This window comes from Alteromonas sp. AO-Serp (assembly GCF_017849675.1).
Taxonomy (GTDB): Bacteria; Pseudomonadota; Gammaproteobacteria; order Enterobacterales; family Alteromonadaceae; genus Alteromonas; species Alteromonas macleodii.
Genome location: NZ_JAFLMX010000075.1, coordinates 1 through 13,090 on the forward strand (window position 1 = coordinate 1; position 13,090 = coordinate 13,090).

General features: G+C 45.6%; 12 protein-coding genes. 7 read left to right on the plus strand and 5 right to left on the minus strand.

The genetic code is table 11. The features are described from left to right. Nucleotides 1-69 precede the first annotated feature (69 nt). Both QVA83_RS06355 and gloA2 read left to right on the plus strand, forming a co-directional pair. Entirely contained in the window at nt 70-1,020 is a 951-nt protein-coding gene (locus tag QVA83_RS06355) for an aldo/keto reductase (RefSeq protein WP_287498253.1), read from the plus strand. A 23-nt stretch (nt 1,021-1,043) separates the two neighbouring features. Next, nucleotides 1,044-1,427, plus strand: coding sequence for an SMU1112c/YaeR family gloxylase I-like metalloprotein (gene gloA2 / locus QVA83_RS06360; RefSeq protein WP_156078938.1), 384 nt, complete (start codon nt 1,044-1,046; stop codon nt 1,425-1,427). Between the two features lie 78 nt (nt 1,428-1,505). Here the strand turns inward: gloA2 and QVA83_RS06365 are convergent, their stop codons facing one another. Beyond that, complete coding sequence (locus QVA83_RS06365) at nt 1,506-2,324, minus strand: mechanosensitive ion channel family protein (protein WP_287498254.1); 819 nt, start codon at nt 2,322-2,324, stop codon at nt 1,506-1,508. A 125-nt stretch (nt 2,325-2,449) separates the two neighbouring features. After that, on the minus strand, nt 2,450-3,667 hold the full coding sequence (locus tag QVA83_RS06370) for an MFS transporter (protein ID WP_014980533.1): 1,218 nt from the start codon (nt 3,665-3,667) through the stop codon (nt 2,450-2,452). Between the two features lie 279 nt (nt 3,668-3,946). On the opposite strand from QVA83_RS06370, the gene QVA83_RS06375 reads away from it, so the two are divergent. Then, on the plus strand, nt 3,947-5,896 hold the full coding sequence (locus tag QVA83_RS06375) for an amylosucrase (protein ID WP_049588768.1): 1,950 nt from the start codon (nt 3,947-3,949) through the stop codon (nt 5,894-5,896). Between the two features lie 338 nt (nt 5,897-6,234). Continuing rightward, nucleotides 6,235-6,462, plus strand: coding sequence for a hypothetical protein (locus QVA83_RS06380; protein ID WP_230598813.1), 228 nt, complete (start codon nt 6,235-6,237; stop codon nt 6,460-6,462). Nucleotides 6,463-6,562: 100 nt separating this feature from the next. Here the strand turns inward: QVA83_RS06380 and folE are convergent, their stop codons facing one another. After that, complete coding sequence (gene folE / locus QVA83_RS06385; protein ID WP_287498255.1) at nt 6,563-7,246, minus strand: GTP cyclohydrolase I FolE; 684 nt, start codon at nt 7,244-7,246, stop codon at nt 6,563-6,565. Between the two features lie 161 nt (nt 7,247-7,407). Here folE and folM point away from each other — a divergent pair, with 161 nt between their 5' ends. The 3 genes from folM (at nt 7,408) to QVA83_RS06400 (ending at nt 10,207) form a co-directional block, all read left to right on the plus strand. After that, on the plus strand, nt 7,408-8,115 hold the full coding sequence (gene folM, locus QVA83_RS06390) for a dihydromonapterin reductase (protein WP_287498256.1): 708 nt from the start codon (nt 7,408-7,410) through the stop codon (nt 8,113-8,115). Nucleotides 8,116-8,262: 147 nt separating this feature from the next. Next, on the plus strand, nt 8,263-9,327 hold the full coding sequence (locus QVA83_RS06395; RefSeq protein WP_287498257.1) for an agmatine deiminase family protein: 1,065 nt from the start codon (nt 8,263-8,265) through the stop codon (nt 9,325-9,327). Beyond that, nucleotides 9,314-10,207, plus strand: a complete 894-nt coding sequence (locus QVA83_RS06400; protein WP_075177305.1) for a carbon-nitrogen hydrolase — start codon at nt 9,314-9,316, stop codon at nt 10,205-10,207. Before QVA83_RS06395 ends, QVA83_RS06400 begins: the two co-directional genes overlap by 14 nt. A 51-nt stretch (nt 10,208-10,258) precedes the next feature. Here the strand turns inward: QVA83_RS06400 and pdeM are convergent, their stop codons facing one another. Next, nucleotides 10,259-10,963: a ligase-associated DNA damage response endonuclease PdeM gene (gene pdeM, locus QVA83_RS06405; protein WP_287498258.1), complete on the minus strand. Its 705-nt coding sequence runs from the start codon at nt 10,961-10,963 to the stop codon at nt 10,259-10,261. Nucleotides 10,964-11,003: 40 nt separating this feature from the next. After that, on the minus strand, nt 11,004-13,090 hold a 2,087-nt coding region (locus QVA83_RS06410), incomplete at its 5' end, for a helicase-related protein (protein WP_287498259.1).

Below are 13,090 nucleotides of genomic sequence, written 5' to 3' on the forward strand. Positions count from 1 at the left end.
CTTTTAAAACAAGCCTTGAGCTAATACAGGCCCTGCCCACTCGATATTCTCAAACAGGGAGAAAATGACATGAATGCACAGTTTTCACACGCAAGCCGCTTAATATATGGATGCATGGGCTTAGGTGGCGGTTGGAACGACAAACCGGCAACCAAAGCCGATATAAGCCAAGCAAGAAGCATCATTGATACTGTGCTGAGTTTAGATATTAATGTGTTTGATCATGCTGATATTTATACGTTCGGCAAAGCCGAAACGGTTTTTGGTGAAGCGCTCAAGCAAGCACCCGAATTAAAAGACAAAATGATTATCCAATCTAAATGTGCAATACGATTTGAGGATGATTTAGGACCAAAGCGTTACGACTTTTCAGCAAATCACATTCACACGTCGGTTGAAGGCATTCTCTCTAGATTAGGAATAGAACAGCTTGATATACTGCTGCTGCATCGTCCAGATCCACTTATGGAGCTAGACGAAGTCGCCGGTACACTGAAGCTGCTTCAGCAGCAAGGTAAAATAAAGCATGTTGGCGTTTCAAACATGCATGGTCACCAAATTAATTACCTGCAGTCTGCACTTTCCACACCTATTGTTGCTAACCAACTTGAAATGAGCCTTGGCTTTAGAGACTGGTTAGAAGACGGTATTACTACCAACAGTGCGGCTAATCGCGATACAGGTTATGCGCCCGGCACACTTGAATACTGCATGATGAACAACGTGCAACTTCAGGCATGGGGAAGCTTGGCACAAGGTAGATACACAGGTGCAAAAGTTGAAAATAGTAATGACCGTGCAACAGCAGACTTAGTGGCTCAACTTGCAGGTGAATATCAAACTACGCCTGAAGCGATTGTTTTGGCCTGGTTGATGCGACATCCTGCCAACATTGCGCCCGTCTTGGGCAGTACCAATATTGACAGAATTAAAGCAAGCCAAAAGGCTGAAGATGTTCATTTAAGTCGAGAGCACTGGTACAAGTTATTTGAGGCTGCTCGCTGTCAAGAGATGCCGTAAGCATAAATATTAAGGAAATTAAGATGCTGAAAGGCTTTCACCACGTTGCTATCATTTGTAGTGACTACCCTCGCTCAAAGACGTTTTACACGGACGTGTTGGGCTTCTCGATTATTGATGAAAACTACCGTGAAGCCAGAGACTCTTACAAATGTGACCTCGCGTTACCTGATGGCAGTCAGATTGAGCTTTTTTCGTTTCCGGGGGCACCGCAAAGACCGTCGCGCCCAGAAGCGCAAGGACTTAGGCACCTAGCGTTCAAAGTGGACAACCTTGATGAAATGATCAACCACCTAACGAATAAGCGAGTTGAATGCGAGCCAATGAGAACCGATGAATACACCGGCAAACGCTTTACATTTTTCCAAGATCCTGACGGTTTACCTCTAGAGCTATACGAAATCTAAAAATCGCGTAGCCGTAATAGAAAAATGCCGAATAAGGGGTCTCTTATTCGGCATTTTTATCAATAGCGATACAAACTTTTATTGGTCGAGCATCCTGACTTCCCGCTGCGGGAATGGTATTTCAATATCATGCTGCTGAAGGGCATTAAAAATGGCTTGGTTTAGTGCATAGCGCACTTCGAAATGCCTTACAGCTGGCGCCCAAACCCGAATACCAAAGTTAATACTGCTGTCGCCAAAATTATCTACACCAATGGCGGGTGACTTTTCTTCGCTGACTCCATCTACCGTTTCAACAGCCTTGCGAATCACATCGATTACCTCATCGACCTTACTGGAATAGGCAACGCCAATTTCAAGTTCAATCAACATGTTCTCTGCAGAATTATGCAAGATTTCACCGACTATCAGTTTGTTGGGTATTTGGATGTGAACATTGTCTTCGTCAATAAGAATGGTATAGGGCAACATGACTTGATCGACCACCCCTGCAACACCACGCACTCGGATAGTGTCGCCAACAACGAAAGGACGGGTAATAATTATGGTAAAGCCAGCGGCATAATTGGCCAACATGCCTTGAATGGCTAAACCTGCACCTAAACCAACAGCACCCACGGCGGCAATAAGTGGGGTTACGCTAATGCCCACATTACCTAATGCTATAATTATTACGATACCCAATACCACTAGCTTGCTGGCACCGCCGGTAAAGCGGCTCAGCGTAATATCGATATTTCTGCTGACCATCAGGTTTTCAACCATGTGGCCTATTTTATTGGCCACCCACCAGCCAAGCAGAAAAATAATGACGGCGCCTACAATTTGGAAACTGTAGGTCACTGCAAATTCTACAAGAGTGTCGTAAAGGGCTTGCGCTTGTTTTAACTCATCCATGGAACGTGATTAGACTAGAAACTGATAGGAATAACCGAAGCTTAAACAACAACGTGAGGAAAAACCAGTGCCGAGAGCAAGCCCGGCACGTTACGGTTTTAAGGAATAAAAAGCGAACATTGCGTTTAGTTGGCGTATTCGCTTGCCTCAATTTCCGCTAAACGTTCTTTGGTAGGGTTCTTAATATAGTTATACACCAAGCCAACAAAGAGTACAGCAGCAAAACCCGTGGCTACCATAAAGCCATACTTGGCGTCGCCACCATTGGCGTCGCTCACCAGGCCCATGATGAAAGGCCCTGCGGCCGCACCTGCTGCGGTGAAGAACAAGATTACTCCGGCTACGCTTCCGTGTTGATGTTTTGGGAAACAGCTTATGCCTTTTGAGTTAAAGGTAGGATAAATTACTGACATGAAAATGCCCGTTAGCGGGAATAGAAACAACGCAAGCTGTTTTCCGCCCCACAGACCAAGACCGAAACACAGTACAATAGCACCAGTGAACACCATAAGAACCAATGCCCAGTTGAAGTGAGACATCATCCAGATGCCTACGAAACGCCCTGCAGCACGAAGGATAAAGAATGCCGTTACCGAGTATATTGCAAGGGTCTGAGAGAAGCCTTCAGTATAACAATCGTAGGTCGCTTTAAGCGTAGTCGCATCGCACACTAAATAACTCGGCATCCACACATAAATGGCGCTTTCTGCGGCGACATATAAAAACGCGCCTACTGAAAATCCTAAAGCATAGGGGTTTTTCACTAAACTTAAGCTCTGCGCTATCGATACTTTCTTTTCACCTGAGGCTGTATCTCGAGTGTAAGCGGGGTATTTCACCAGCAAAGCACCGATTATAAGTAGCGTACAAACACCACCAGCGATTACATAAAGCCACTGCCATGCAACGCCTTGATGAATAAGATAAGCGACAATAAGAGGCCCGATAATTGCGCCAACGCCAAAGAAGGCTTCTGCTCCATTCATAGTTGCTGTGTGCTGCTTGGTCGATGTTGAAATATCACCGATGAGCGCCAGCGCACCTGTTTTAAAGATACCCACGGCAACACCAGATAAGCTCATTAAACTTACAATCAACACAAAGTCGTTAGCAATTAAGAAGCTGTAGCATGCAAGGCCAAACAACGCTAAACCAATGATAATGGTAGGCTTGCGGCCTAACTTATCAGCCAAAAAACCTAGGAATAGACCCGATAAGGCAATACCTAACATGGGGAGTGAATGCATTAAGCTTGCTTGAGCATTGGTGACAGAGAACGCCACTTTCACTTCTTTGATTATCTCGCCTACCGAGTCTGACGTCATCGCAAACATCATAAACATTAGGTAGGTTAGCCATCTGATAATTCTGCTACTAGGATCATGATTGGGCATAGTCTGTCTCACAAGCACGGTATGAAAGGCCTTGTTCCGCCCTTCTAAACTTCACAAAAACACGTTGATCATTGCACGCATTCAGTAGGTCAAAAATAACGATGTAATAAACTTGATAAATGAGCTTAATCGTTTAAGATAAAAGTTAACAGAATTTAAAAAGCCTGTAAACCTGTTAATTAGGATAGGTTGTATGACGCACTTAAGCGTCGCACTTTGGAGTTTTCTATGAGCTATGCTGCTGACAGTGGTGTATGTTTAGACCGAATCTTGGCATCAACCGATTTATCTGGCCTAAGTAAGAAAGATGCAACAACTTTTACGCGTCGCTTGAAGGAACATTTTCCTCGTCTTTTTGACAAATATACCTACGTTTATGGGCACCAGTATGACTGCTACTTTCATTTACAAAAACTGGTTGAAATATTAAGAGACGGGTTAAAAAGCCGTAAACCAGCCCTCAAAAAGCTTGATAATGAAAGGTTAAAAAACCCGCTTTGGTATCGCGACGAACAGCAAGTCGGCATGGCCTGCTATGTTGACCTGATGGGCCCCACTCTGAATGACTTGCATGACAAAATTCCCTACTTTAAGTCTTTAGGCGTTACCTATGTGCACTTAATGCCTTTATACGATGCGCCCAAAGGGGATAGCGATGGCGGATATGCTGTGTCGGATTATCGCAAGGTTAATCCAACGCTAGGCACAGTGAAAGACCTGGAAAAGCTTGCTTCAGCACTTCAGAAAGAGGGAATAAATCTTGTTCTCGACTTTGTGTTCAATCATACCTCTGACGAGCACGCTTGGGCGAAAGCTGCACTGGCTGGTGAGAAGCAGTTTCAAGACTACTACTACCTTTTCGATGACAGAACCATTCCCGATCAGTACGAACATACTTTAAGAGAAATATTTCCCCAGGTAAGAAGAGGTAGCTTCACCTTTAATGAACAGATAGAAAAATGGGTATGGACGACATTTAACAGCTTTCAATGGGATTTAAACTACAGTAATCCTGAGGTGTTTAACGCTATCACGTCTGAAATGTTGTTTCTGGCCAATATAGGTAGCGCTGCACTGCGTTTAGATGCGTTGGCCTTTATTTGGAAAGAGCTTGGTACTAACTGCGAAAATCAGGAAAAGGCCCACGTACTTATACAAGCGTTCAACTGTTGCTTACAAATTGTAGCGCCTGCCGTGGTCTTTAAGTCAGAAGCCATCGTGCACCCTGACGAAGTACTTAAGTACATCGACAAAGATGAGTGTCAGCTATCCTACAACCCTTTGCTAATGGCACTGCTATGGAATTCGTTAGCCACGCGTAAAACCCGTTTGCTTACGCGCTCAATGAAAAAGAGCTTCTCTATTTCTGAGAACTGCACATGGGTGAACTACGTGCGATGCCACGACGATATCGGATGGACCTTCGACGACGCGGTAGCCAACGAACTGGGTATTAACGCATTCGATCACCGCCATTTTCTTAATCAATTTTATACCGGTCGTTTTGAAGGAAGTTTTGCCAACGGCGTGCCGTTTGCTGAAAACCCTTCTAACGGCGATTGTCGTGTGTGTGGTTCACTAGCCTCTTTATGTGGGCTAGAAGGCGCGCTTAAATCCAACGATTCAAAAGGCATTGATGACGCTGTGAAACGAATGATGCTGCTTTACGGTATCACCTTTAGCATTGGAGGTATTCCGTTACTTTACTCAAGTGATGAAGTAGGCAAGCTTAATGACTACAGCTATCGATTTGATGACACCAAAAAGCACGACGACAGATGGGTAAACCGAATTGCCGTTACCCGCGCAGATACGGAATTGGCGCTAGGAAACACGTCGCCAGCCAACCCTACAGAGACTGCGAGCCTTCACGTGTTTAATGGATTGCGCAAAATGATAGCAATTAGAAAGCAGAATGCGATTTTCGGGCAGTCTAGCACCCAAATTTTAGATGCCGATAACCATCATTGCTTTGCTTTTCTTCGGGAAAATACACAGGGTCACAAGCTGCTTGTAATATGTAACTTCAGTGAGCACCCTCAGACCATTCAGCGTAGCCTTTTGGCAACACTAAAGGGCGCATCAAGCCGAGATTTGCTAACTGATGAAACGGTCGAAATGAATGCTTCACCACTATTGCTTGAGCCTTTTCAACAAATGTGGCTTCTTGCTGATTAAAGTTCGAGCTTTCGCCATATCTTGCTAATTGCTGTTTGAAAAGTGGTTAGCAAGTTATCCGCGGCTTAGTCGCCAAATTAATTATCTTTACTGCCAGTGACTTATCGAATAAGTCATTTTTTCACAGGCACACCAATAAATACCCACTATACTTTTTATAGTGAATAGATAGTTCACGTAGCTTCCGCATAACTTTGGTAGCTTGGCCTGTGTTTGACTGGCTCTCAAACTGATTGACGCGGAAGTAGCACTCTTCTTGTTGTGTGTGGTTTGTTTCTTGCTTCACGCAGAAGTATTACACAGCGGGATTCGACTTATGTCATATGGATATGTTTAACATGGTAACGGATAAAACGATGCAAAGTGATAGTGCTTTGGAATACATGTGCCCGTATTGCGGCGCAATAAATGACTTCCAGCTAGAAACAGTTCGCGACATGTATCACGAACAGCATGAATCTTGTGGGTGCTGCAATAAAGTACTCAGTTTAACGGCGGCCGATGGTATTGGTGGCCGTATCAATTTGATTGTCGATTCACTGGATGCAGAGCTTGTTATCAAATAAAGCGCATTGGAAAGCGTAGCAAAATGTTAGCAAACAAAAAGCCGCTTCATGAGCGGCTTTTAAAGTTCTTAAATAAAGTTCCGAAACAAACAACCATTAACTACCGAAAAAACTCTCGTTTCAATTCACTATCAGTAAGGAAACGACCACCAAGTGCAGATGTTTTCGTGTACGAGTTGGTATCGCGAATTCCCCTCGCTTTAACACAGTAATGCGTAGCATTAATACTTACTGCTACATCTTCAGTGTTAGTAAGCGTTTGTAACGCTATTAACACCTGCTGTGTCAAGCGCTCCTGTACCTGAGGACGTTGAGCAAAGAAACCAACAAGGCGATTTATCTTTGAAAGACCAATCACTGTGTCTTTGGGTATGTAAGACACCGTTGCCGTGCCATCAATAGTAACAAAGTGGTGTTCGCAAGTGCTGGTCAGGCTTATATCAGATACCTGTACAGGCTGGTCAATCTGCATCTTGTTTTCAATGGCAGTAATCTTAGGAAATTTGCGGTAGTCCAATCCACCGAAGATTTCATTGACATACATTTTAGCGATTCGCGTGGGCGTATCACACAAACTGTCGTCAGTTAGATCAAGGCCAAGCGTGTCCATTACGTCACGCATAGCACTTTCTATTCGTTTGCGCTTTTGCTCGTCAGTAAGACCATTAGCCACCATAGGTGTTTCTAAACCTTTGGCTTCTAATGCTTCTCGTACACGTTGTGCTGGCTCTGAAATAGAGGGGTCTAGTGCGTCGCGCACAATTACCGCTTCTTTTGCTAACATTACTTTATCCGTAGTTACTTCTTTTTTGATCTTGTACGAGCATGAGTTCGTTACAGATCGATTACTTGGCAACATGACTTTTATTTAATGTCATTGCTACCGACTGTGCATTTGGCACAGAATAATAAGACCGTTACCTTTTACGAAAGAAGGACATCATCTTGAATTCACCTGTGTTAATTACAGGCGCAAGTCAACGTTTAGGCTTAGCTATGGCCAATACTTTACTTGACCAGGGCCACCACGTTGTCGTGACTTATCGAACACTTCGTCCAAGTATTTCAATGCTTGAGGATAAAGGTGCTACAGTCTTACAGGCTGATTTTAGCACTGAGGCGGCTATTGATCGAGCAATTGATGAGATTAAGGCAATCAGTAAAACCTATCGAGCGGTGATCCACAACGCGTCAGATTGGGCGCAAGAAAAAGATAACCATGACAAGCATAGCTTGATTGAACGCATGATGTTGGTCCATGCTGTTGCCCCTTACCGCATAAACTTGGCACTTGAAAAGGCTCTTTGTGATTGCGACGTTCAGTCTGACATTATTCATATGACTGACTACGTTCAAGAAACAGGCAGCGAGAAACACATGGCTTATGCGGCAAGTAAGGCAGCCCTGCACAACCTGACCCTATCATTTGCTAAGAAGCTAGCACCAAAGGTAAAAGTAAATAGCATTGCCCCAGCTTTGCTTATGTTCAATGAGGGTGATGACGAAGCTTATAAACAAAAAGCGTTAGAAAAGTCACTGTTAGAGATAGTACCTGGGGCGCAAGAGGCCGTGAAAGCCGTGAACTATTTATTTGATAGTGACTACGTGACAGGGCAAACCCTTCACCTCAACGGTGGGCGGCATTTGAAATAAAAGCCGCCCCCTTTTCGTTCATTTCAGTTTTCCTTATGGCTTAAAGTAATCGTCACCGCCAATTAATTTCATCGCCATTTGCCTTGGTCTCATGCTGAGGCATGGCTATAATCCGAACCCTATTTCGTAGCTATTTGGAATTTTACTATGCACGGCAACCGTACTATGGCGCCTGAATGGCATAACATTGATGCTGTTATGTTAGCGTGGCCTCATGCGCAAACCGACTGGGCTCCATGGTTAGAAGACGCGAGAGCGACCTATCTGAACGTGATTGCTGCAGTAAACCGCAACGATGCGGGTGTGATTTTATTATGTGCGCCGAGTGACGTAGACGATCTTAATTCTCGTTTACCAGAGAACGCTCGAGTGCTTATTGTTCCTGCCTCATTTAACGACACATGGATGCGCGACTACGGCTTCATCACTTGTAAAGACAGTGAAGGCAATGGCTCGCCGGTAGAGTTTCGCTTTAACGGTTGGGGCAATAAGTTTAACGCCGCTGAAGATAATCTGGCGAATCAGCGTTATCTTGCCAGCATGTGTAAATCTGTACTTCGCAGCAGCCCAATTGTAGCTGAAGGTGGCGCGCTGGAAATTGATGAAGACGGACACCTATTAAGTACTGCCCAGTGTTTACTTAACCCTGAGCGTAATGGTGATATGTCGCTAAGCGCTTACGAAGATGCATTTAAAGATATGCTAGGCTGCAGCAAAGTTACTATTTTGCAACATGGTCATTTAGAAGGCGATGATACTGACGGTCACATCGACACATTAGTGCGCTTCACGCCGAACAAAGGCTTAGTGATTCAGGCGTGTAACAACCGTCCTAATGACAGTCACTTTGAAGGGTTGAGAGCGTTGTGCGACGAGTGCGCCCTTGAGCTGCCTGAGCATGAACAGTTTCATCTGCCGCTGCCTAATATTGTAAACGACGAAGGGGATCGCCTGCCGGCATCGTACGCAAATTACTTAATTTGTAACAACGCAATATTATTGCCTGTTTACGGTGAAGAGGAAGACGCAGAAGCCATTGAGACTGTACAAAGAGCACATCCCAATCATATTGTTGAACCAATCGATTGCAGTGTACTCGTAAGACAATACGGCAGCTTGCATTGCATTTCCATGCAGGTTCCCACAAATACATTAAAAGATTCGATTATCACCACCTTAAAGAAAGGAGTGTCATTACATGCGCCCAGCTAAGCTAAAAGTGGGTCTGGTACAACAGGCCGTTGCCGATAACGATAAAGCAACGAACTGGAATAAAAGTGCCGAGCAAATTGCCAAATTAGCCGCTGAAGGATGCGAGTGTATTTTGCTTCAAGAACTACACAGCACCCTGTATTTTTGCCAGCAAGAAGATACTGACGCCTTTGATTTGGCTGAACCAATTCCTGGACCTGCGACAGAATTTTTTGGTGAACTAGCCGAAAAACACAATATCGTGTTGGTGACATCTTTATTTGAAAAGCGCGGTTCAGGTTTGTATCACAACACCGCAGTCGTGTTCGACCGCAGTAAAGAAATTGCGGGCAAATATCGTAAAATGCATATTCCTGATGACCCAGGCTTTTACGAGAAGTTTTACTTCACACCGGGCGATATGGGCTTCACGCCTATTGAAACCAGCGTAGGTAAACTTGGCGTATTGGTGTGTTGGGACCAGTGGTATCCAGAAGCGGCGCGCCTAATGGCGATGGCAGGTGCGGACTTGTTGTTCTACCCTACCGCAATCGGCTGGGATTTAACTGACACAGTAGAAGAGCGTACCCGTCAGCATGGTGCATGGGAAACCATTCAGCGCTCTCACGCTGTGGCAAACTCAGTACCGGTTATCGTGGCAAACCGCACTGGATTTGAAGCGTCACCTGTTGAAGGTGATCCAGGTATTCAGTTCTGGGGACAAAGCTTTGTAGCAGGCCCGCAAGGTGAGATTTTGGCCAAAGCCGAAGCTGAAGGTGAAACCACGCTAACCGTAGAGCTTGATATGGAACGTACCGAACAGGTCAAGCGCATTTGGCCTTACTTCCGCGACCGCCGCATAGACGCCTACGACGAACTAACCAAGCGCTGGCGCGACTAACCCAAATAATGGGGGGCAGGATCAGAAACCTGCCCCCCATTTTTGATAGTGTTATATTTTAAATACAATTCCATCATAGAGCATGAATACCTGTCGTGAGCGTTTGGGCAGAAGCGTTAGCATTACCTCTTCATCTATATCCAGCCCACCCGTGAACTGACCAAAGGCTGGCATCACAAATACATTTTCGTTGTTAGTAAAGCATTTGCCTGAGTAACGGCGACGGGTGATAGTTGTGCGCTTTTTGGGGTGATAATGGCCAATAACTTGAGCACGAGTTTCACTCGTTTCTACTTCGTGTCTGAATACCATATTATCTAGCACTATTTCATAGCATGGCGTGCCAGGAATACCCTCTGGCAAATCTGGGTCATGATTACCTTCTACCCACATCCACTCGTTCACACTATCAACTAATCTGCATAAGTGCTGACGGTCATCAAAGGTCATGCGCGACATGCTGTGTTTATCGTGAAAGCTGTCACCTAAGCTGATTACTCGCAGTGGCTTGTAATCATCGATGATACTTTCTAATCGCGTTAACGTAGCGGTGGAATCTAAACTCGGTAACGGGTTCGCATAACTGCGTAAATAACTGCCTTTTTCTAAGTGGAGATCAGACACTATAAGCCAATCGCATGCGGGTAAATACGCCACACCGCGCGCATCTAGCAGCCACAAGTAGTCTGCATATTTTGTGATAGTGATGTGGCGCTGGCTTACTTTTTCGGTTAGCCACGCGTCAGTTATTGCCAAATTGCCCTCTTATTCTTTTCGTCTTTGCTTTTATCTAATATTATTCAACAGATGAGCCCGATAACAATGCGCGCACTTCATCTAACATAGTTTCAGCTTCGGCGTATAAATTAGCTTGTTCAATAATAGCTTGTGCGCCAGCGCCTTTCACTTGTTCACTACGCACATCCAGTACTATAGGAATGGCCATGGGCGACGGCTTTTCAAGATTCACTAATGTCGCTGAATCTACATAGCGAATAAGTAAATTAGCCAGTCGTCGTAAATCAAGTAGCTCACGCTCTGCATCTGCCCGTGCTACTTTAATTAAGATATGGTCGCGGTCGTGTTCACGCAACGTATCGTAAATAAGATCCGTAGAAAATGTGACCTGCTTCATGGTTTTTTGGCTGGCGTGATAGCGCTGTTCAGTGAGACCACTCACCACCGCCACTTGCCTGAACGAGCGCTTAAGCATAGGTGCCTGCAACATCCAGTCTTCTAACTCGTCCCCTAAAATATCTGGCTGGAATAGCTGCTGGAGCTGCCCTTGTGTGATGGCGTTTACTGATGCTACCGATAATCCGTAATCGGTCACGCTGAAGCTTAAAGGCTTAATGCCCATTTTCTCCATTCGTCGCGTTAGCAACATACCTAAGGTTTGGTTCGCTTTGCGTCCGTCGAAGGTGTAGTACAAGGTATAGTGCGCTTGTCTAAACGGAAATTGTTCTACAAGCACGCTGTCAGGACTAGGCAATTTGGAAAACGACTGTTGAAGTTTAAGCCACTCTTGTACCTGTGCAGGCAGTGCTCTCCATGATTTCTGAGTAGCCAAAATTGCACGTACCCCTTCTGCCAAATAGGTAGATAGCGGCATTTGGCCACCCGCGTAGCTTGGTATTTTCGGCTCTTTGGCTTTTGCAGGCTTGGCATGCAGCTGCATGTCGCGAATTGCCTCGAAACGCAGCACTTCTCCGGCAAAGTAGAAGGTATCTCCAGGCGTTAGCTGCTGGGCGAAATACTCTTCAACCTCACCAATGATCTTGCCCTGATTTCCCCTACGAATGCGTTTTACCTTTAAACGCCCTGCCTCAACGATGGTGCCTATGTTTTGTCTGTGCCTTTGAATAACCCGCCGATTCGCTGGCGAGTAAGTGCCATCGTCGTTTTTCGTCAGCCGCTGATATCTTTCATACGCATTAAGCGCACTGCCCCCGTCTTGGGTAAATTGCCATAGTTTGTCGAAATCATCTCTATCGAGCCCTTGGTATGGCGTGGCGGTAAGTATCTCTTTATACAAGGTATCTGGGTTATCAGCCCTACTACACAAGCAGTTCAATATAAATTGCGGGACAATGTCCAGTGCCCCTGGCTGTGGACTTTCCCCGTCTAGCTCCCCTTTTTCAATAGCGGTGATCGCCGCCTGGCATTCCAGCGCTTCGAAGCGGTTTGCCGGTACGAGTAACGCTTCGCTCGGCTCGTCAAGCCTGTGATTTGCCCGGCCTATACGCTGTAGTAGTCGGCTCACGCCTTTTGGTGCGCCAACTTGAATAACCTTATCCACGTCCCCCCAGTCAATACCTAATTCCAAGGCCGACGTACATACAATTGCCCGCAGCATGCCGCTTGCCATCATGGCTTCGGTCTTACGACGCTGCTCTTTGCTCAAGCTGCCGTGATAAAGGGCAATGGGTAGCGCAGCCTTGTTTGCCTCCCACAACATTTGAAATAACAGCTCTGATTGAGCTCGCGTATTCACAAACACCAGCGTGGTTTTGGCGTTTTCAATGGCCTGGTAAATATCGTCGATGGCGTAGCGCGCCATAAAACCGCCAAAAGGCATGCGCGCTTTAGAGTGCAGCATTTCCACCTTAGGTTTTTCACCCGCTTTCACTTTTACAATATTAGCTACACTGTCGCTGCCGGCCAGCCATGCACCTAGTGTTTCGGGAAAAGCCACGGTGGCTGATAAGCCAATACGCTTACAATGCGGTGATAGAACGCTTAACCGCGCGTGGGCGAGTGATAGAAAGTCACCGCGCCTGTTGGCCATTAATCTGTGCGTTTCGTCGTTGATCACGGGTTTAAGCTTGCCAAAAAGCTTGTCGGCTTCGGCGTAGCTCATCATCAGCATGAGCGATTCTGGTG